Here is a 20,845-nt window from a genome sequence, read left to right on the forward strand (position 1 = left end):
ACAAGGGCGAAAACTCAACACAAAGTGCTGAGACATACAAATTGGTCCCAGCACGAAACGCGCTGGTTCCGAGCCTATTCAACAGCAGTTAAATTTAGGTATGCCCCGCCTTTTGCTCGCCATGTGAACCTCCCCACATGTGAAGACCGTGCATCCCTCGAATCGTCCCCGAGTGGCTTATACGGCAGATTGTTCTGTTTTTCATTCGTAAAACAGTTAACAAAACTGCCCACGCAAATTGTTTGCCTGCGAGCAAACTCACCTCAACCATTTGAAAACAAATATATTTCAGAATACAAAAGCCGAAGAACAACGGCCCGACCTGCGTCAGAAAATCGTAAAACCAGCGTTGATGAATTGAATTTCAGGGCTGAACGCCCCGCACATCTTGAAGAGAAGCTGCCACAGAACATAGGTATAAGCGCGATATGACTGATCAAACTTCCGATTTCCCAGCCTGTATTGGCCCGGTTCTGTTCCTGGACGCGGTGGCTCAAGATGGGCTGCAGATGCAGCTTTCGGCACTGTTTATCGCGGGTACACAAACGGACCTGCCGCCCCTGACGTGTGGCGGATCCCCTGTGGCATTTGAAAAGATCGCACAATACCCAAACCACCGTGTCCTTGTGGCGCGCTTCTCTTTGCCCACCGATGGCAGCGGCTGCTATCACTGGAATGGCAGTGATTACGCTGTTGCGGGCCCATTGACCGAAGATCTGCAAATCGCCTTTGTCTCCTGCAATGGCGAGGAACACGGCGATCTGGACCGCGTCCCGGCAGAACGCAATGCCATGTGGGCCCGCCTGTCGGACCAGCACCGGGAACGCCCGTATTCGCTCCTCCTGCATGGCGGCGATCAGGTCTATGCGGATGAGGCCACACATGGGCACCCGCTCAGCGAAGGCTGGCCTGAGGATCTTCCCAAGGACCCCTCCCGCGCGGATCTGGATGACCTTTATCACCACCTGCGCAACAAGTTCTTTGAACGCTATGCCAGCCTTTATGCGGCGCCGGAATTTGCCTGGATCGCCGCCCGCGTGCCATCGCTGATGCAATGGGATGATCACGACATCTGTGATGGCTGGGGCTCGCTCAGGCGATCACGCACCTATTCTCCGGTGGGGCAAACCCTGTTCACCGTCGCGCGCGAGGCGTTCCTGACCTTTCAGGCCGCAACCTGCGAAGGCGCGTTGCCGGACCGTTTTGCGGACCCACGCGGGCACCATCTGGGCTGGCAGGTCGAAGGACAGGGGTTCCGCATCCTGGCCCCGGATCTGCGAAGCCAACGCACCCGGCGCGAGGTCATGGGGCCATCGGGTTGGGCCATGATGTCAGAGGCCGCCGCAAAGCCTTTCAACGGACACAGCTTTCTGATGTCGAGCGTTCCCTTGCTGGGGCCTCGGCTTTCCATCCTCGAAGCAATTATGGTCGCCATCCCTTCGATGCAGAAATACGAGGACGATCTGCGCGACCAATGGCAAAGCCGGGCCCATCGGGACAGCTGGCGGCGCATGCTGGATCTGGTCCTGCAAATGGAAAAACGCACCCATCAGAGTGTGACGGTTCTGTCCGGGGAAATCCACCTGGCAACCCGTGCAACATTGGACGCCTCGGACGGCGGTGTGCTGCATCAACTGGTGGCCTCGGGCATTTCTCATCGTGCACCACCGGCCGGCTGGGCCCGGTTTCTAGGGGCTCTGTCCTGGCTGGGAGAGGATCCCCTTCCCAACCATCCGGTCCGCATCCGGCGCATCCCCGGACAACGCTATCGCTATGTGGCAGAACGCAATTATCTGGTTCTGGATCGCCAGGACGGCAATTGGTCCGCAGGGTGGGAGATCGAATCATCCGGTCGCTCCCCGGCTCTTCCCTTGTAATCCCACACCCGCCCGGCCCCACAGTTCCCCGCAGCCTGCAGCCCCAAACGGTTGCGGTGGATACACAGGCATATCCATCAGCGGAAATTTGGCCAAACGGTCGAAAATTTTTCGGTAACGTCACGACCGTCATCGTTCTGTCATCGGTTATGGTGCACCTGCCACACGAAACACTTTCATGCGTTATTCGACAACGGGGCACATAAAATGGCAATTGGACTTGGTATTCCTGGGCTTTCTCGCCTGAATTTTCAATTTGGGAACAAGGGCAACAATGTCCTGACCGGCGGCGACGGTATCGATGTCGCATTTGGCCGTGGCGGAAACGACAGTTTCTTTGGCGGGCGCGGAAACGACACGTTTTTTGGCGGTCGCGGGTTTGACACCGCAATTTATGCCGGTGGCATCAACGACTACAGTTTTTCAACCACCCGCTTTGGCACCACACGCATTCAATCGCTGACCGACAGTGTTGCAGATGCAGGTCGTGACACCCTGTTCAAAGTCGAGGCGCTGCATTTTCAAGCCGATGACTATACCCTGTTTCTGGATGGCACCAACAATGCGGTTCTCGCCGGCGATGACACCGTGGATGCAAGCGAAAGCGGTGTGAGCTTTGCTGCCAGCGACCTTCTGGTGAACGATCAGGAATTCGACGGCGATGTGATCGCAGTCACCGCCGTGGACGCAACTTCGGCGGCGGGCGCATCCGTTTCACTGGCAGGCGGCATCGTGACCTACACGCCCGGCACGCTGTTTGACAGCCTGCAAGCGGGTGAAACCGCAACCGACACCTTCACCTATACCGTTGACGACGGCAAAGGCGGCACCGACACCGCAACCGTCACCGTGACCATCCACGGTGAAAACGACGCACCCCGTTTGGAGCTGCCTGACACACTCACAGTTCTGGAAAACACCACGGCAGTTGCAACCGTTGCAGCCACCGATGTGGACAGCTCGGACCTGACCTTTGCGATCTCCGGCACCGACGCCGCGCTGTTTAACATCGACGAAAACACCGGCGCGCTGACCTTTGTCGCGGCCCCCGATTTCGAAGCGCCTGACGATCAGGACACCAACAACAGCTACGAGATCACCGTCACCGTGACCGATGAACACGGCGGCGAAACCAGCCAAGACGTATCCGTCGAGGTTCAGGACGTTGTTGAAATCCCACTGGTCACCGCCCGCATCAACGAGATCCACTATGACAACGCCGGCACCGATGCAGGCGAATTTGTTGAGATCCGCGTCAACGCAGGCGACGATATCTCGCAGGTAACTGTCGAGCTGTACAACGGCTCCAACGGTGCAACCTATGCCACAACCGCGCTGGCGGATCTGGTTATGACCACCGATGGCACCTTTGACTACTACGTCTGGAACCGCCCAACCAATGGCATCCAGAACGGCTCTCCGGATGGTCTGGCGCTGTCCAACGGCGGCGAAGTGATCGAATTCCTGTCTTACGAAGGCACGCTGACCGCCACCAATGGCACCGCGGCTGGCCTGACCTCCACCGACATCGGCGTATCCGAAAACGGCGGCACCGAAGTTGGCCAATCCCTGCAGCGGGAACTGGACGGCAGCTGGCGCGCATTGGCCGAGACCAACACCGCAGGCGCGGCCAATACTCCGGCAACAATTGCGATCACCGATCTGCGTATCAACGAGATCCACTATGACAACACAGGCACTGACACCGGTGAATTTGTCGAGATCCGCGTCAACGCAGGCGCAGATGCGTCCGGTGTCACGCTGGAACTGCTGAACGGCTCGAACGGTTCGGTCTACAACAGCTTGGACATGAGTGATTTCACCCAGACCACCGACGGCACCTATGATTATTATGTCGTAGAGCTGCCCACCAATGGTTTGCAAAATGGCAGCCCTGACGGTCTGGCGCTGGGTCTGGACGGTGAACTGGTCGAGTTCCTCTCCTACGAAGGCACATTTACTGCAAGCGCTGGTCTGGCCGCAGGTGAAACCTCCACTGACATCGGCGTTGCTGAAAACAGCGGCACCGAAATCGGCCAGTCCCTGCAACGCGGTGCAGATGACGCATGGTTTGAACCCTTCAGCAACACTGCAGGCGAAGCCAATATCAGCGGCAACGCAGCGGTCACCGATCTGCGCATCAATGAATTCCACTATGACAACGACGGTGGCGACGTAGGCGAGTTTGTGGAAATCCGCGTCAACGCAGGTGCGGATGTTTCAGATGTTACGCTCGAACTGGTCAACGGCAACGGCGGCGTGGTCTACGGCACTTTCTCCACCGCCGACATGACCCAGACCACCGATGGCACCTTTGACTATTATGTCCTGGACCTGCCCGCCAACGGCATCCAGAACGGTCCTGACGGCCTGGCGCTTGGTCTGGAAGGTGAGCTGGTTGAATTCATTTCTTACGAGGGCAGCTTTACCGCAACCGAAGGTCTGGCCAATGGCGAGACGTCCACAGACATCGGCGTTGCCGAAAGCAGCAGCACCGAGATTGGCCAGTCCCTGCAACGGGATGCGGACGGCAACTGGCAAGCGCCCGCCAATAACACCTCGGGCGGCGAAAACAGTGACGGCGGCGACGGCGGCACCGGTGGCGAACAGCCCGACATCCAGCTGATCAGCGAGATCCAGGGCAGCGGCGCGGAAAGCACCTTTGTGGGCGCGCAGACCCGCGTCTCGGCCGTGGTGACCCGCATCGAAAGCGACGGCTTCTGGCTGCAGGAAGAAGACACGGATGCAGACGACAGCGCGCAGACCTCCGAAGGTATCTTTGTCTTCACCGGCGGCGGTTTTGCGGTCGAACTGGGCAATCTGGTGGAAGTCACCGGCACCGTTGATGAGTTCTTTGGCCTGACGCAGATCGACACTGTTACGGCAGTTGAAATTATCAACGACGTGGTTCCGACGCCAACCGCGGCCCAGATCATTCTGGATCCGGAAACAGCCCAGAACTATGAAGCCATCGAAGGCATGCTGGTCTCTGTCAGCTCGGGCACTGTTGATCCGCTGACCGTGATCACCAACTTCAACCTCGACCGGTTTGGTCAGATCGAAATCAGCGCCGGTGTGCAGTATCAGCCCACCCAGCTGTTTGACGCGCAAACCGAAGCGGATGAAATCGCGGCCCTTACCACGGCCAATGAAAACGCGCGCCTGCTGCTGGATGACGGGTCCAACCAGCAAAACCCGGATGAATACGCCTATCTGCCGGGTGGCCCTGGCGACAATGGCAACGGTATCCTGGATGCCGGTGACTTCTTTGGCGAAGGCGGCTCTACCCTGCGTCTGGGTTCCGAACTGACCGCCCCGGTCGAAGGTGTCCTGACCTTCTCCTTCGGCAACTATCAGGTCAATGTCAGCGAGCAGCTGCAAATTGACGAAGCCACCAACTCTGGCGCACGCGAAGCCGCGCCGGCGGATGTGGGCGGAGACATTCAGGTCGCCTCCATCAACGTGCTGAACTACTTCACCACTCTGGATCAGGGCGGCAACGGCACTGGCCCCAGCGGCACGCTGGACCCGCGCGGTGCGGACAACGCCGAAGAGCTGGAGCGCCAGACCGACGCTTTGGTCGAGATGTTCCAGGGCACCGGCGCCGAAGCCTTTGCGATCCAGGAAATCGAGAACAACGGCTTTGGGGACGACAGCGCAATTGCCACGCTGGTGGACGAGCTGAACAGCGCCGAAGGCTCCATCGGAACCTATGGGTTCGTGAACCCGACCGAAGGTCTGGAAAGCGAATTCCTGGGCACCGACGCCATCACCACCGGCATCATCTATGACACCGCAAAACTGCGCCTGGTCCACAGCGAGTTCATCGTGTTCGAGGAAGCCTCAGCCGCAACCACCTTTGCGCTGGCAGAGCCTCTGAACGCGGTTGCATCCTCCGATGACCAGCTCGGTGACTTCCAGCGCAACCGCCCGTCTGTTGCCGCCACCTTTGAAGACATCGAGACCGGTGAGACCTTCACTCTCGTCTCTTCGCACTTCAAATCCAAAGGCGACAGCAACCTGCAGGATGTTGTGGATGACGCACAGGCCGCGCTGGACGGTGGCAGCACCGCCATCACCCAGGCACAGATCGACGCGCTGATTGCGGACCCGAACTTTGATCAGGGCAATGGTCAGGGCTTCTGGAACCAGGTCCGTGCCGATGCGGCAGCTGAACTGGCCGACTGGCTGGAGAACGACTACAACGGCGGCGGTACCACCAACTACCTGCTGCTGGGCGATCTGAACGCCTATGCACAGGAAGATCCGGTGCAGGTTCTGACCGACGACAACGGCCTGACAGATCTGATCGACACATTCATCGGTCAGGACGAGGCATACAGCTTTGTCTTTGACGGTCAGCGCGGCGCGCTGGATCACGGTCTGGCAGATGAAGAACTTGCGGCTGCGGTCACAGGTGCAACCGAATGGCACATCAACGCAGATGAACCGGACCTGTTGAACTATGACACATCGTTCAAGAACTCCGGCTTCTTTGCCGGTGGCCCCTATGCCGCATCCGACCACGATCCGCTGATCATCGGTCTGGATCTGGATGGGCTCGACAGCATCGTCTAACCCCCACGCCGAAAACATGCCAAGCCAGCCGCACCCCGTGCGGCTGGTTTTTTTGCCTCACGCCAGCAACCGATCCGTTATGCACGCTCTGCCGCCGCGACGGCTGTCCTTGTCGGCATGGGGGGCGATGGCTTATATCTCTCTGCGCAGAAGAGGTAGACGCCCGCATGGCCCGCAGCAAAATATTTGACGAAGACCACGCCGTTGAACGTGCCATGAACCTGTTCTGGCGCAAAGGCTATGCGCCGACCTCGATCACCGATCTGACCACCCATATGGGGATCAACAAAGGCAGCCTCTACCATTCCTTCGGCAGCAAGCAGGATCTGTTCCTCAAGGTCTTTCTTAAATACAATATCGAACACCGCTGCGCGACCCTGACCAAGATGGCCCGGAACCCTGATCCCTTGGCCGCGATTGACGACCTCTTTGCGGAAATGGTCCGCCAAAGCCTGGATGACACGGAAAGAAAAGGCTGTTTCCTGGTCAATACCGCGCTTGAGATCGAGTTTCACTCTGATGAGGTCCAAGCCCTGGTGCGCCAAGGCCTGCAGGAGTTCGAGGGGTTTTTCATCGACCAGCTGACACTGGCCTGCGCGCAAAACCTGCTGCCTGCGGATTTTGAAATCGCCGACACCGCCAAAGCCCTGCTGGCGTTGGAAACCGGTCTGCGCGTCCTGGCCCGCGGCGTCTTTGGCGAAAGCGATCTGAACGCCCTGCGCCGTCAGGCCCGGAAACTGGTTCGGCGTTAAACAAACCACTCGTGCACGTTTTTAACAGCACCTCAGGCAGTTTTTGACCGATCGTTTTATTTTATCGCCCCCGGTTCTTGAACGATCGGTACAGTATGCCTATCTGCCATTTTGACCGACCGGTATAGAACTACATTCCAGCCGCGCGGTCCTGACCTTCTGTTTTGATGGAGCCCGACCTGATGTCGATCTTTGAATTGCACACAATCGAATCTGCCCCCGAAGCCGCCAAGAAAATGCTGGACGATTCCGAAAAGGCCTATGGCTTTCTGCCCAACCTCTACCGCAACATGTCCGAAGCCCCGGCTCTGCTGGAGGCCTATCTGACCCTGTCGAAAATCAATGACAAAACCAGCTTTACCGAGACCGAGCGCCAGATTGTTCTGCTCGCCAACAACCGGCTGAACGGCTGTACCTATTGCATGGCCGCTCATACGACCCTGGCCCAGATGGGGGGCGTGGCTGAGGACGTGATCACCGCATTGCGCGACGGCACCCCGATTGCGGACGCCCGGCTCGAAGCGCTGCGCCAATTCGCCATCATCATTAATGAAACCCGCGGCTATCCCAGCGACGGCGATATTTCCGCCTTTTTGGAAGCCGGTTTCACCAAAAAGCATGTGCTGGAAGTGCTGGTGGGCACCAGCCTCAAAGTGCTGTCGAACTATACCAACCACATCACCCATACGCCGCTGGATGATGCGTTTGCAGCCAATGCCTGGCGCAAGGATTGATCCCGGTCCCACCCTGACCTGATCCGACCAAACAGACCCGGCCACCCAACAGCGGCCGGGTCTTCGCTGTGCTGGGCACAGTTACCTTGCCCCCAACTCCCTTGACCCGAACATCGTTACAACATATCACTTTTTGAGCTTTCAATCCCCGTCGTCCCAGCCCCAAGCAGGAGCCCTCATGTCCGACAGCCGCCTTCCTGTTGCCCTTTTGACCGGCTTTCTTGGCGCCGGGAAATCGACCCTCCTGAACAAGGTCCTCTCGGACGCGAGCTCGGGCAAAATCGCGGTGATCGTAAATGAATTTGGCGAAGTTGGACTGGACCACGACCTGATCGAAGACAGCAGCGAAGAGGTGGTTCTGATGTCTTCAGGCTGTATCTGCTGTTCGATCCGGGGGGATCTGGCGGAAACACTGGCGGGGCTGATCACCCGGCGCGCCTCGGGTGAGCTGGACTTTGACCGCGTGGTGATCGAAACCACGGGTCTGGCCGATCCGGCCCCGGTGCGCCAGACCCTGTTGTCTGACCGCTACCTGTCGCGCGTATCCCTGCTGGACGGTGTCATTACCCTGGTGGACGCCGCCCACGGCCAATCCACGCTGGATGACCAATTCGAAGCAGTGTCACAGGTCGCTACGGCGGATCTTGTTGTGGTGACCAAAACCGATCTGGTCTCTGCAGAGCAGGCCGATGCGCTGAAAGCCCGCCTCCAGAGCCTTAATCCCACGGCGCGACTGGTTGACGTCAACGAAGTGATCCAATCCCCGCAGATGCTTTGGGGCCTGTCGGGCATGCGGCGCGGCGCGACCACGGAAAACGCGCTGGCCTGGGTGTCCCATACCGATGGTGCCGCGACCAGTGCCGATCCTCTGGCCAATCTTTCGGGCCTGTCCACGCCCGCGCCAACCCAGCATTTCTCAGCCCATGACAGCCGGATCAACACGGCTTCGATCACCTTGGACACCCCGCTGGAGGATGCGGTTTTTGACAAATGGCTCGACACGCTGGTGGCGCTCAAAGGGCGCGACCTGCTGCGTGTCAAAGGTATCGTGTTCCTCAAAGGGATGGATATTCCCTTTGTCTTTCATGGGGTTCAACACATCTTTGATGCGCCTGTGCCGCTGAAGAACTGGCCCGAAGGGGATACAACATCGCGGATCGTGGTGATTGCCCGCGACATGACAGATGCCCAGCTGCAACGCAGTTTTGACATGCTTCGCGCCACCAAGGTCGCGCCCCAGTCCGCAGTCTTTCCCGGCTGGAACGAGGTCAAGGGCGACAACTGGTCCAACTGACCGCTGGCACTGCGTTCAGATGCGTCTGTAACGCGGCTAGCACCTCTTGTGGGCGCTCCTCTACCAGAAAATGCCCGGCGTCAATTGCATGTCCCCTGGCCTTGGGAAACCAGGTCTTCCAGGCTTCAACCGGATCCATGTGATGTGCCACAACCCCTTTGCGCCCCCATAACACCAGACATTCCATGTCGCTCGTCCGGCCCAGATCCGCGCGGTCATGGTCCAGATCAACCGATGCGGCCGCCGCGTAATCTCCACACCAGGCCGCTACCACATCCGGGTTTTGCGCTGCCCGCTCATAAGCTGCCAGCGCTTCAGGATGGAACATCTCTTTCGCCCCCGACAGGCCCAGGAGGGCGGAATGCAGGAAATGAACAGGATCGCCATTGATCAGCCGCTCGGGCATGCCGCCGGGCTGCGCCAGAAACATCCAGTGGTAATAGCGTCTGGCCAGCCACGCATCCATTGTCTTCCACACATCAAGCGTTGGCAGGATGTCCAGCAACGCAACCGAGCGCACCGTTTCGGGATGATCCAGAACCATCCGATGCGCCGTACGTGCGCCGCGATCATGGGCAATCACATCAAACCGGTCATGGCCCAGCCTGGCCATCACCGCGACCTGATCCCTCGCCATCGCCCGAAAGGTAAAATCTCCATCCCGCGCCAGGGACTGGCCATACCCGCGCAGATCCGGCACGATCACCCGATGGCTACGCGCCAACGCATCTACAATCCCATGCCACATCACATGGGTCTGCGGATAACCATGCATCAGCAACAGCGGCTTACCCACGCCGCCCACCCGCGCATGGATACGGGCGGTCGACAGATCAATCTCAACCGTGTCAAACCCTGAAAACATCTCCCCCACCTCCCTGCTTTCGCTGCCCCGAAGTCTACGCCCAAGGGACGTTCGGGCAAGCCTTAAACCACAGCCGCCCAAGGGCAGAGAGATCCCTGCGCCGCGCAAACTTTACTCCGGAAGGTCTGTTTCTTTTCATATTTTGTCGCTTGTGGCGAAGTTGGATCTGCAACGCACGCTAGTTTGAGCGCGTAAGGTGCCGGTGGCTTGTGCAGAGTCGCCGGAGAATTGGGAAGCCGGTGCAACTCCGGCGCTGCCCCCGCAACGGTAAGGATGAACAGACGCGGCCACGACCACTGGGAGGAGGATCCCGGGAAGGTGCCGCATCTTGGGCCAAGGCCTCTTCCAAGTCCGGAAACCAGCCTTGCAGATATGTCAAACCGCGGGTGGCGGTGGGGGCTCCTGTGACCGAAAGCGTGCCTCCCGCGCCGTCGGACGGACCCCTGTTGCCATCTGCCCAAGCCACAACCGCCCCGCGCGGCAGGAGAGCCAGACGTGAGCAAGATCGACACATTATTGGCGCGCAGAACCCGCGGCCATGCCCTGGAACAAGCGTTTTACACAGATCCCGATGTGTTTCAGGCGGATCTTGAAAGCATTTTCTATCGCGAATGGCTGTTTGCCATCGCCGCCTGCGAATTGGAAAAACCCGGCAGCTATGTCACCCATAAGGTGGGTGCATTCCGGGTGATCCTTGTACGCGGGACCGACGGGGACATCCGCGCCTTCCACAACACCTGCCGTCACCGCGGGTCCATCCTGTGCAAAGCCGCCAAAGGCCACGCCCCCAAACTGGTCTGCCCCTACCACCAATGGACCTATGAGCTGGACGGCTCGCTTCTGTGGGCGCGCGACATGGGACCGGATTTCGACCCCAAGGCGCATGGGCTGAAGACTGTTCATTGCCGGGAACTGGCGGGCCTTGTCTATATCTGCCTGGCCGATGAGGCCCCGGATTTCGATACGTTTGCCAACCGGGCCCGCCCCTATCTGGAGCCCCACGATCTGAGCAATGCCAAGGTCGCCTTTGAAAGCACCATCGTGGAAAACGGCAACTGGAAGCTGGTCTGGGAAAACAACCGCGAGTGCTACCACTGTGGCGGCAACCACCCCGCCCTCTGCCGCACCTACCCGGATGATCCCAGCGTCACCGGCATTGGTGAAGGTGGCGAAACACCGCCAAACCTTCAGGCCCATTTTGACCGCTGCGAAACCGCCGGCCTTGCGTCAAACTTCCATATCAGCGACGATGGCCAGTTCCGCGTGGCCCGTATGCCTCTGAAAGAAGGCGCCGAAAGCTATACGATGGACGGGAAGACCGCGGTGCGCCGCTGGCTGGGGCGGGTGCCCTTTGCCGATGCCGGCGCGCTGTTGCAGTTCCATTACCCGACCACCTGGAACCACTTCCTGCCCGATCACTCTATCGTCTTCCGCGTGACCCCGATCAGTGCAACCGAAACCGAAGTGACCACCAAATGGCTGGTTCACAAAGACGCGGTGGAAGGGGCGGATTACGACCTCAAACGCCTGACCGAGGTCTGGGTTGCCACCAATGACGAAGACCGCCAGGTGGTGGAAGACAACCAGATGGGCATCAACAGCCCCGCCTATGAACCCGGCCCCTATTCCCAAATTCAGGAAAGCGGCGTCTTGCAGTTCGTGGAGTGGTATTGCGCAACCCTGGCCCGACGTGTGGCCCCTCAGACCCTTGCGGCGGAATGACGATATGACCACCCTCCCCTCCAAACCCGCCCCCACCTTCTGGCAGGACAGTGAGATGCTGGAATGTGTTTCGGTTGTGCCAGAGGTGCCCAACACCGCCAGTTTCAGCTTTCGCGCGCCCTCCGGTGCGCTCTTCTCTTATGATCCGGGCCAGTTTCTGACGCTGGAAATCCCCGCTCCCGGCCAGCCCGGCGGCGTGGTGCACCGCACCTATACGATCTCTTCGTCCCCCTCGCGCCCCCGGTCCATCACCATCACCGCCAAGGCGCAGGCCAACAGCATCGGCACCCGCTGGATGCTGGACAATCTGCAACCGGGCATGCGGATGAAGGCCATCGGCCCTGCTGGTCTTTTTACCAATGCCCAAAGCCCGTCCAAGAAGTTCCTGTTTATCTCTGCGGGTTCGGGCATCACTCCGATGATGTCCATGACCACCTGCATGTGGGATGAAGGCGGCGATCTGGACGTGGTCTTTATCAACTGCGCCAAACGCCCGTCCGAAATCATCTTCCGTGAGCGGCTTGAACATATGGCCAGCCGCACAGCTGGGCTTGATCTGAAGTTCGTGGTCGAAGAACCGGACCGCTATCGCCCCTGGACGGGGTATCAGGGGCAGTTCAATCAGCTGATGCTGGGTCTGATGGCACCGGATTACCTGGACCGCGAGGTGTATTGCTGCGGGCCAGAGCCCTTCATGCAGGCCGTGCGCGACGCCCTTGCAGGGCTTGGCTTTGACATGGAGCGCTACAACCAGGAAAGCTTTGGCGCGCCCGTTGAAACAGAGGCCGAACAGCCGCTTCTGGATGACGTGATCCCCGATGATGACACCAAGGCCGAAGTGACCTTTGCGCTCTCTGGCGTCACCGCCAAAGTCACCGAAACCGACACGATTTTGGCTGCCGCGCGCGCGTCCGGGCTTAATATCCCGTCGGGCTGCACCTTTGGCGTCTGTGGCACCTGTAAGGTCAAAAAGACCAAGGGCGAGGTCCACATGGTCCACAACGGCGGCATTTCCGAGGATGACATCGACGCGGGCTATATCCTGGCCTGCTGTTCAAACCCGATCGGCAAGGTCGAAGTCGAGGTCTGACCAAAAGAAAGATCTGCGCCAGCCCCTGCCGGGATCCGGTGGCGCAGATCGCCCTAAGCGTTTGACCGCCGCCCGCCCCACAACAGGAACAGACCGGCGCAGACAATCAGGACCGACCCCACAAGCATCGCCGGGGTCAGCGCTTCGCCAAACCACAAAACCCCAATGGCAATGCCAATCAGCAGCCGGGAATAGCGAAACGGAGCCACCGCCGACACCTGCCCCGTACGCATGGCCTTCATCAGGGACACATAGGCCAAAGCCCCCACCAGCGTCGCGCCGATCAGCGCCTGCACCGACAGGGCATCCGGCCACAGAAACGGTGTTTGCTCCCACAGGGTATAGGCCAGACCAGCAATCAGGATCGCCGCATAGCCATAAAATCCCAGCACAGCCGCGCTCAGCCCTTTTGGGGCGGCCCGGCTTGCCAGATCCCGTCCCGCAAAGCCCAGCATCCCCACGACCCCCAGCATCGCGCTCCAGGTGAAACTGTCTGCCCCCGGTTGCAGCACCACCAGAACGCCAATGAAGCCAAGCGCAATTGCAGCCAGCCGCCTGGGCCCGACCCGCTCACCAAAAAACAGCGCCGCCGCGGCCACCACCACCAAAGGCGTGGCCTGCAGGATCACCGTTACCACCGACAACGGAGCCATGGTAATCGCCAGAACAAAGAACAGACGGCCAAGGACCTCAAACCCCATGCGGATCTGCATCGCAGGCGCACGCGCCTCCGCGCTCCACAGCCGTGCACCTTGCAACCGGGCCATCCCGGCAAAGAAGCACATGCCAAGGCCGCCAAAGCAGACCAGAACCTGCGCCACCGGCAAGTGATAGGCCACCGCCTTGAGGAAGGAGTCCTCGACCGCAAAGCACAACATCGCCAGCACCATCCACAGGCTGCCAACCAGATTGTCACGCCGCTCCTGTGCTGCAACTTGAGCCATCGCCTGCATCGCAGCCTCCTATGCCGGATCGTTACCGGCGCAAGTCTTGACGGCAATTCAGGACGAGGTCAAACCCTTACGCTCTTTACGGCCTGATGCGGTGCATCAGGTCTCAAACCCGGCCGGGATCATCAATAGCAGCATCACCATCAGCGCGAGAACTCCAAGCCCCAGACCGGTTGAAAACCGCCGCATACGCCGCTCCAGATCTCCGGCGATCTTGCACCGCAGCCAGACCGCGCCAATCAGCGCATAGCCCAGAAGCGCGGTCACACCGGCCAATAGGGACAGCGGAGTCAGCCACCCCATCCCCTGGTCGATGATATGAGGGAACGGCGTCCGGACCACCTCGATCACCGATCCAAGGACCAGCCCCTGGCTGACCCCGATAACAGCCGAAGCCGCAAAGAACAGTGCGTCGCACACTCCAACCCAAAGCGCAGCCTTACCTCGCCCCCAGGCCGAAAACGCCCGCACCCCAAACCCCAGCGCCATAACGCAGCCCGGCAAGGCCACGCCATGCCAGATCGGATGCGCCGCTTCAGGTCGTAGCGTCAAAATCAGAACGCAACCGCAGCCCAAAAGCGCCAGAGCGCGCGATGGCGGTGCGGGCATTGTGGCCAGAATGGCATCGCGCCCCCGGCGCCTGCGCCCGGTTGGCAACAACAGGCCAACGCCAAGCCCGACCCCATCCAGAAGGACATAGCCGAACAGCATCACCACAATCAGACTGCCCCAGATCAGCGCCAGATCCATCGCAGTTCCATCCCCTGCCCTCCTGTGGGCCATCTCTTGTTATCGTTGGTTTTAATGCGTCGCGAACCCCATCTGCCCGGTACACAGATCGGCACACAGGTCGGCACACAGGCGAACTTTCCGCCACCCGCTGGAGAGTGGCACAAGACCAGGCAGGATCCAGATGTGTCACGCCGCCGCGTGACAGATTGCCCCTGCTCAGACTTGCCGGCCCAAAGTGACCGCTGCCCCAAAATGTCCCGCTGAAAAAAGCAAAACGGCCACCCGCATTGGATGACCGTTGAAACGCGCCTGTTTCAGACGTCCGTTCAGTCCCCGCGCTTCAGGTCCAGACGATAAGAGAAACGGTCTACGGGATAGAAATTCGCAGATCCGACAAGCATGCGCCCCTGGGAGTCGGTGCAGCGGCGCATAAATTTCACGGTCAGCGCCCCGGGCTCCAGCCCAACGGTTGTGGCCGCTTCCTGCGGAACCGGGGCAACGGTGATCTCCTGCATGACCTCATTGACCTCTTCACCCAGAAGTTCGCTCACCATCTGGCACAAATCCGTCCCCGGCGCAGCTGTCTCAATCGCGCCACGCATCGAAGCCTCTACAAACATGATCGAATGACATATGGCTTTACCGGTCCGGGCGTCGCTGCGCACCCCGGTGATCTTGAGCCATTTGCCCGACCCGGAAAGATTCATAAAAGGGCAGCTGAAATCATTGGCATCGACGGCCTCAATCACAGTGGCGGTAAATTTCGCCTCGCTCACCTCTTGCAGGATATCGGTAAAGGAGCCGATCGAATGCACATAAGACGGTTCTTGCGAGCGGCTTAGCACCCGACTGCCCGAACCTTGTCGGCGGGCAATCAACCCCGAATTGGTCAGCAACCGCAGCGCCTCGCGGACCGTGTGACGACTGGTGGCAAATTCAAGGCACAGTTCAGCCTCGGTCGGAAGCAGGCTGTCCACAGGATAGGTTCCGCTGCGGATTCGATCCGTAAGCGTATCAGCCATCCTTACATATTGCGGCCTATTGCTTACGACCGGCGAAGCCGGAATCTGTTTTAACGCCAATTGTCCGCCCATATTGGACCCCCTGCCTGTTTCAGCATGCTTGTTGCATGCTTTGGGTCTCCTGACCCTGCTTTTTCTAAGCAGACAGCTTGGACCCACACCTCCCAAGCACTGCCTTCTTGCAAAAACCAGCGACCGCCACCCAAACTCGTCCGCCGATGCCCTCAGGCTAGCGCAATGCCTATGGTCGCGCGGAACATTATGGTATACCGTCTCACGAAACAAACAAAATTTGGGGCCACTCGCCTCATCCGGGAAAATAGAACCTAATTCATGCGTCAAACAAGGGGAAAAGATGTGAAAAACTTCCCCTACGTCAATTGGTTACACTCCTGACACTCCTACACTTGGCAAAGAGCACGAAAATGCAGCACCTTGAGGAAAAGATCGCCCACCTGACACGCGCCTTGGATGACCTCAGCGACGTCGTCACACGCCAGCAGGCCGACATTGACCTCCTCAACCGACGCGTGCATATGTTGATGGAGCGTGAAGCCCGCCGCGAAAGCGAAGGAACCGGAGGCGTGGTTTTTGGCGATGAGCGCCCGCCCCATTATTGATCAGTTGCGCACCCGCTCTCTTTTTTTGAAAACCCTTGATTGTCTGCGCGCTCCTGCGGCAGTCTCTTTTTTATGTTTGTTTAAAAAGTATAAAGGGGGGCCGGGTCATGGCACCAACCAATGATCCAATGAACAAGGTCGAAGACCATCTGAACTCATTGTTCCAACGGGTGACATTCTACTACAAAAAACTGTGGACGCGCATCTACGCCAGCGCGGCCCCGTTGCGAAACTTTCTGAAAAACGTGATCTCAGCCGCCAAGAAACTGGCTCAAACCGTCGGGAAGGCCGCAGTCGACACGCTCATCAGCGCCGGTCGTTTTGTGCTGAACCTGCTCGACAATATCTCTACCGGACTGAAACAGCTCTGGACCATGCTGAAACACATTATTACCGGCTTCAAACGCAAGCTGGAGTCAGATCGTGCGAAGTTTATCCGTGTTCTGAAAACCAAACTCCGCAATTTTGTGGTCCTCTTTCGCAAGGTCTTTGCCTGGGTCAACCAACTCTGGGACCAAATCGCGCCCCTCGACCGCGCCCTGGCCATCCTTGCCCAGTTCCGCGGCATCCTGAAGCTGGTCCTTGGATGGATCGCCGATGTCACCCAGGTGATGGGCGCGTTGAACAAGATCAAACAGCTGATGCGTAAGATCTGGAAACCCATCAAACGCGAGGTGAAATCCGCCATCCAACTTGGCAAAGACATCGCTCGCATGCCGGTGCCGAAAAGCGCTTAGAATTGCACTGTGCGCCTTCCGGCCATTTTTTGCGAGGCTCTGCCTCGCGCTCCGAAGTACTTTTAAAAAGATGAAAGAGCGCCGCGTTATGGACGGCTTTCATCTTTTCCTAAATACTTTGGGGTGAATTGGCGCAGCCAAGAGGGGCAAAGCCCCTAAATCTCCTCAACATCCATCACCCCATCCAGCGATTTGAGAGCGCCTTTGATCTGGGGGTTGATGGGGAACATCTGCCCCAGCTCCATTTCCACATCCCCGGGCAGGCCCGGATCCTGAAGGTAGACATAGATTTCTCCGGGGCTGGCGTTTCGCGCGGCCTTTTTTGCGTCTTCCAGCACGGTTGCCACCGTCTGTACGGCGCTTGCGCTGTCGAGGTACACCCGCAGTGACGACCGTCCCGCATCGGCAATGGCGCTGTCGACGGGGCCAACCGAGCGCACCAACAGCTTGAGCTGGTCGCTTTCCATCGTGGCTTCGGCCGTGATCACAACCTTGGAGCCAGTGTCCAGAAACTCACGGCTTTTCTCCAGAACTTCGGAAAACAGCGTGACCTCAAAAGCGCCGGACGGATCCGACAGTTGAGCAAAGGCAAAACGGTTGCCTCGGGCGGATTTGCGTTCCTGACGGCCCGCAACCACGCCGGCCATCTTTGCCATAAAAGGCCCTCGCTCGGCTTTGGCCGTGACCTCATCCAGCGTCAGCACATCCTTGCGTTTGAGCGCGGGCATATAGTCATCCAGTGGATGGCCTGAGAGGTAGAACCCAATGGCGCGGAACTCTTCGGACAGCCTCTCCGCAGGCAACCAGTCCGGCACCCCGGCCATACGCGGTTCTGGCAGGTCATCACCGGCCTCTCCAAACAGCGACACCTGGTTTGAATTCTTCTGTTCCTGAATGGCCGCAGAGTAATTCACCAGCCCTTCCAAACTGTCAAACACCCGCCGACGGTTCTTGTCCAGCTGATCAAAAGCCCCGGCGCGCGCCAGCATCTCAAGCGGGCGTTTGCCGACCTTTTTGAGATCCACCCGGCGCGCCAGATCATAAAGCGTGGCAAAGGGTTTCCCTCCCCTGCCCTCCACGATCAGGTTCATCGCCTCAACGCCCACGTTTTTGAGCGCGCCCAGCGCATAGACCAGCTCACCCTTCACAACGTTAAACGTCGCCAGTGACCGGTTCACGCAAGGGGGCACATAGGGCAGCTTCAGACCCTTTTTGACCTCTTCAAAATAGATCGCCAGCTTTTCCGTCAGATGGATATCGCAGTTCATGACACCGGCCATGAACTCAACCGGGTGGTTCGCCTTCAGCCAGCCGGTCTGATAGCTGACCACCGCATAGGCGGCTGCGTGGGATTTGTTAAAGCCGTAGTTTGCGAATTTCTCCAGAAGGTCAAAGACCTCGGACGCTTTCTTGGCCGGAACCCCGTTTTCGGCCGCGCCTTTTTCGAACTTGGGCCGCTCGGCGTCCATCGCCTCTTTGATCTTCTTACCCATCGCCCGACGCAGCAGGTCCGCGCCCCCCAGGGAATAGCCCGCCATCACCTGGGCAATCTGCATCACCTGTTCCTGATAGACGATAATCCCTTGGGTTTCCTCCAAAATATGGTCAATCAGCGGGTGAACGGATTGGATTTCGCGCAGCCCGTTCTTGACCTCGCAATAGGTCGGGATGTTCTCCATCGGGCCAGGACGATAAAGCGCCACAAGGGCAACGATATCTTCGATACAGGTGGGTTTCATGCGCTTCAGCGCATCCATCATACCCGTGGATTCCACCTGGAACACGGCTACGGTTTTGGCAGCGGAATAGAGGTCATATGTGACCTTGTCATCCAGCGGAATGGCGTTGATCTCATTCACCGCGCCTTCGGGCGGATCATAAAGCTGGCGACCATCGGCGCTGACGTGAATATCCCGCCCGGACTGGCAGATCAGGTTCACCGCATTCTGGATCACCGTCAGGGTCTTCAAACCCAGAAAGTCGAATTTGACCAGACCGGCCTGTTCCACCCATTTCATATTGAACTGGGTCGCGGGCATATCGGATCGCGGATCCTGATACAGCGGCACCAGCGCATCCAGGGGCCGATCGCCGATCACAACACCCGCCGCGTGAGTCGATGCATTCCGCAAAAGCCCCTCCACCTGCTGGCCATAGGTCAGCAGCCGGTCCACCACGGGTTCGTTGCGGGCCTCTTCCTTTAGCCGCGGTTCATCCACCAGCGCCTTCTCAATCGACACGGGCTTCACGCCCTCAACCGGGATCATCTTGGACAGGCGATCTACCTGCCCAAATGGCATCTGCAACACCCGGCCAATGTCGCGCACAGCGGCCTTGGACAGAAGCGCACCAAAGGTGATGATCTGCCCCACCTTGTCGCGGCCATATTTCTGCTGCACGTATTTGATCACCTCTTCCCGGCGATCCATGCAAAAGTCGATGTCGAAGTCCGGCATCGAGACCCGTTCCGGGTTCAAAAACCGTTCAAACAGAAGGCTATAGCGCAACGGATCCAAATCGGTGATCGTCAACGCATAAGCCACCAGCGACCCCGCGCCCGACCCCCGGCCCGGCCCCACCGGGATACCCTGATCCTTGCCCCATTGGATAAAATCCGCAACAATCAGGAAATAGCCAGGGAATCCCATGCTCTCAATAATACCCAGCTCGAAATCAAGCCGTTCCTGATATTCTTCGACCGTGACCGCATGGGGGATCACCGCCAGTCGTTTCTGCAGGCCTTCATTGGCGATGCGGCGCAGTTCGGCCACCTCATCATCGGCGAATTTCGGCAGGATGGGGTCGCGGCGATAGGCCATAAAGGCGCAGCGCTGCGCAATTTCCACCGTATTTTCAATCGCCTCGGGCAGATCCGCAAACAGCGTGATCATCTCTTCGGGGCTTTTGAAATAATGCTGTGGCGTCAGGCGACGGCGCCCATCTACCTGATCCACATAGGCGCCTTCGGCAATACAGATCAGCGCGTCATGCGCCTCATACATCTCGGATTTTGGGAAATAGACATCGTTGGTCGCCACCAAGGGCAGCCCCATCCCATAGGCCATTTCGATCATCGGGCGTTCCGTCAGACGCTCCGCCTCGGGCTGGCCGTCCTCGCCCGGATGGCGCTGCAACTCCACATAGAGGCGATCCGGGAACATCGCCTTCAGCCGCTGCATTAATGCCTCGGCCTCAGGCCGTTTGCCCTGTTGCAACAACATCCCCACCGGCCCCAAAGGCCCGCCGGTCAGACAGATCAGCCCCGGCGCATTGGCCTCCAGCTCCTCCAGAGTGACCTGCGGCAACTGCCCGCCCTTGTCCACATAAAGGCAGGACGACAGCCGCATCAGCCCCTCATAGCCTTCTTCGTTCTGGGCCAGCAGCACCACCGGAGCCGGCAGCTTCGGCTTCCCGCCCGGCTCGGCGGCCTCAAACGTCAGATCCACCTGACAGCCCACAATCGGCTGAATACCCGCCCCCGACAGCGTGACCGAAAACTCCAGCGCGGAAAACATCGCATTGGTATCCGTCACCGCAATGGCGGGCATATTATTGGCCTTACACAGGTCTGGCAGCTTCTTCAGCCGCACGGCCCCTTCCAGCAGGGAATATTCGGTATGGGTGCGCAGGTGGATGAATCGAGGAGCTGTCATGCCCCAGACCTACCCCATCCCATGCCCCCGGACCAAGGGGGATTTCATCCACAGGCTACAAGGTGCGTTTATCGGCCAACGGCGAAAAATCAGGCACAATTTTCAAACTTGGTTTGAAATTCATTCTCCCATCCGCAAAAGCCGCATTCTCCAGGCACCAAAGACAGACGTTATTCCCCATGTGCTTTCAACAGCTTCCGCCCTGCCCAAGTTTTTGGC

General features: G+C 58.9%; 14 protein-coding genes and 1 riboswitch. Of the genes, 9 read left to right on the forward strand and 5 right to left on the reverse strand.

Translation table 11 applies throughout. From position 1 onward, the window contains the following. Nucleotides 1–428 precede the first annotated feature (428 nt). From ACXAEW_RS02180 to ACXAEW_RS02200, 5 genes are all read left to right on the forward strand, one after another. Nucleotides 429–1,877 carry an alkaline phosphatase D family protein gene (locus ACXAEW_RS02180; RefSeq protein WP_474939748.1) on the forward strand — a complete coding sequence of 483 codons (1,449 nt, stop codon included), beginning with the start codon at nucleotides 429–431 and terminating at the stop codon, nucleotides 1,875–1,877. 207 nt (nucleotides 1,878–2,084) lie between these two features. Beyond that, nucleotides 2,085–6,455, forward strand: a complete 4,371-nt coding sequence (locus tag ACXAEW_RS02185; RefSeq protein WP_474939749.1) for an ExeM/NucH family extracellular endonuclease — start codon at nucleotides 2,085–2,087, stop codon at nucleotides 6,453–6,455. Between the two features lie 167 nt (nucleotides 6,456–6,622). Continuing rightward, nucleotides 6,623–7,207: a TetR/AcrR family transcriptional regulator gene (locus ACXAEW_RS02190; RefSeq protein WP_474939750.1), complete on the forward strand. Its 585-nt coding sequence runs from the start codon at nucleotides 6,623–6,625 to the stop codon at nucleotides 7,205–7,207. A 182-nt stretch (nucleotides 7,208–7,389) separates the two neighbouring features. Next, entirely contained in the window at nucleotides 7,390–7,941 is a 552-nt protein-coding gene (locus ACXAEW_RS02195) for a carboxymuconolactone decarboxylase family protein (RefSeq protein ID WP_474939751.1), read from the forward strand. 178 nt (nucleotides 7,942–8,119) lie between these two features. Continuing rightward, nucleotides 8,120–9,235 (forward strand): CobW family GTP-binding protein, encoded by a 1,116-nt coding sequence (locus tag ACXAEW_RS02200; protein ID WP_474939752.1) that lies wholly within the window; start codon nucleotides 8,120–8,122, stop codon nucleotides 9,233–9,235. On the opposite strand, the gene ACXAEW_RS02205 is transcribed toward ACXAEW_RS02200, so the two are convergent. Next, nucleotides 9,210–10,100, reverse strand: coding sequence for an alpha/beta fold hydrolase (locus ACXAEW_RS02205; RefSeq protein ID WP_474939753.1), 891 nt, complete (start codon nucleotides 10,098–10,100; stop codon nucleotides 9,210–9,212). The genes ACXAEW_RS02200 and ACXAEW_RS02205 overlap by 26 nt on opposite strands. 177 nt (nucleotides 10,101–10,277) lie before the next feature. After that, a riboswitch (cobalamin riboswitch) is annotated at nucleotides 10,278–10,481 on the forward strand. A 114-nt stretch (nucleotides 10,482–10,595) separates the two neighbouring features. Here ACXAEW_RS02205 and ACXAEW_RS02210 point away from each other — a divergent pair. Both ACXAEW_RS02210 and ACXAEW_RS02215 read left to right on the forward strand, forming a co-directional pair. Continuing rightward, nucleotides 10,596–11,822: an aromatic ring-hydroxylating oxygenase subunit alpha gene (locus ACXAEW_RS02210; RefSeq protein ID WP_474939754.1), complete on the forward strand. Its 1,227-nt coding sequence runs from the start codon at nucleotides 10,596–10,598 to the stop codon at nucleotides 11,820–11,822. A gap of 4 nt (nucleotides 11,823–11,826) precedes the next feature. After that, a complete protein-coding gene (locus tag ACXAEW_RS02215; protein WP_474939755.1) occupies nucleotides 11,827–12,912 on the forward strand; it encodes an FAD-binding oxidoreductase in 1,086 nt (361 codons plus the stop codon). Between the two features lie 53 nt (nucleotides 12,913–12,965). Here the strand turns inward: ACXAEW_RS02215 and ACXAEW_RS02220 are convergent, their stop codons facing one another. The 3 genes from ACXAEW_RS02220 to ACXAEW_RS02230 all read right to left on the reverse strand — a co-directional run bounded on the left by ACXAEW_RS02220 (nucleotide 12,966) and on the right by ACXAEW_RS02230 (nucleotide 15,616). Further along, nucleotides 12,966–13,865 (reverse strand): DMT family transporter, encoded by a 900-nt coding sequence (locus tag ACXAEW_RS02220; protein WP_474939756.1) that lies wholly within the window; start codon nucleotides 13,863–13,865, stop codon nucleotides 12,966–12,968. 96 nt (nucleotides 13,866–13,961) lie between these two features. After that, entirely contained in the window at nucleotides 13,962–14,645 is a 684-nt protein-coding gene (locus tag ACXAEW_RS02225) for a cytochrome d ubiquinol oxidase subunit II (protein WP_474939757.1), read from the reverse strand. 275 nt (nucleotides 14,646–14,920) lie between these two features. Beyond that, entirely contained in the window at nucleotides 14,921–15,616 is a 696-nt protein-coding gene (locus ACXAEW_RS02230; RefSeq protein WP_474939758.1) for a GntR family transcriptional regulator, read from the reverse strand. Nucleotides 15,617–16,041: 425 nt separating this feature from the next. Here ACXAEW_RS02230 and ACXAEW_RS02235 point away from each other — a divergent pair, with 425 nt between their 5' ends. Together ACXAEW_RS02235 and ACXAEW_RS02240 are read left to right on the forward strand one after the other, a co-directional pair. Beyond that, entirely contained in the window at nucleotides 16,042–16,236 is a 195-nt protein-coding gene (locus ACXAEW_RS02235; protein WP_474939759.1) for a SlyX family protein, read from the forward strand. Between the two features lie 107 nt (nucleotides 16,237–16,343). After that, nucleotides 16,344–16,973: a hypothetical protein gene (locus ACXAEW_RS02240; protein WP_474939760.1), complete on the forward strand. Its 630-nt coding sequence runs from the start codon at nucleotides 16,344–16,346 to the stop codon at nucleotides 16,971–16,973. A 155-nt stretch (nucleotides 16,974–17,128) separates the two neighbouring features. Here ACXAEW_RS02240 and dnaE read toward each other — a convergent pair whose 3' ends face one another. Beyond that, complete coding sequence (gene dnaE, locus ACXAEW_RS02245) at nucleotides 17,129–20,626, reverse strand: DNA polymerase III subunit alpha (RefSeq protein ID WP_474939761.1); 3,498 nt, start codon at nucleotides 20,624–20,626, stop codon at nucleotides 17,129–17,131. Between the last annotated feature and the right edge of the window lie 219 nt (nucleotides 20,627–20,845).

The sequence above is a fragment of the Epibacterium sp. ABZ3_068 genome, assembly GCF_056159265.1.

Coding starts and splice junctions, on each gene's coding strand:
- ACXAEW_RS02240 (WP_474939760.1), top strand. CDS start 16,344: ATGGCACCAACCAATGATCCAATGAACAAGGTCGAAGACCATCTGAAC.
- ACXAEW_RS02185 (WP_474939749.1), top strand. CDS start 2,085: ATGGCAATTGGACTTGGTATTCCTGGGCTTTCTCGCCTGAATTTTCAA.
- ACXAEW_RS02180 (WP_474939748.1), top strand. CDS start 429: ATGACTGATCAAACTTCCGATTTCCCAGCCTGTATTGGCCCGGTTCTG.
- ACXAEW_RS02220 (WP_474939756.1), bottom strand. CDS start 13,865: ATGCAGGCGATGGCTCAAGTTGCAGCACAGGAGCGGCGTGACAATCTG.
- ACXAEW_RS02225 (WP_474939757.1), bottom strand. CDS start 14,645: ATGGCCCACAGGAGGGCAGGGGATGGAACTGCGATGGATCTGGCGCTG.
- ACXAEW_RS02195 (WP_474939751.1), top strand. CDS start 7,390: ATGTCGATCTTTGAATTGCACACAATCGAATCTGCCCCCGAAGCCGCC.
- ACXAEW_RS02205 (WP_474939753.1), bottom strand. CDS start 10,100: ATGTTTTCAGGGTTTGACACGGTTGAGATTGATCTGTCGACCGCCCGT.
- ACXAEW_RS02190 (WP_474939750.1), top strand. CDS start 6,623: ATGGCCCGCAGCAAAATATTTGACGAAGACCACGCCGTTGAACGTGCC.
- dnaE (WP_474939761.1), bottom strand. CDS start 20,626: ATGACAGCTCCTCGATTCATCCACCTGCGCACCCATACCGAATATTCC.
- ACXAEW_RS02215 (WP_474939755.1), top strand. CDS start 11,827: ATGACCACCCTCCCCTCCAAACCCGCCCCCACCTTCTGGCAGGACAGT.
- ACXAEW_RS02230 (WP_474939758.1), bottom strand. CDS start 15,616: ATGGCTGATACGCTTACGGATCGAATCCGCAGCGGAACCTATCCTGTG.
- ACXAEW_RS02200 (WP_474939752.1), top strand. CDS start 8,120: ATGTCCGACAGCCGCCTTCCTGTTGCCCTTTTGACCGGCTTTCTTGGC.
- ACXAEW_RS02235 (WP_474939759.1), top strand. CDS start 16,042: ATGCAGCACCTTGAGGAAAAGATCGCCCACCTGACACGCGCCTTGGAT.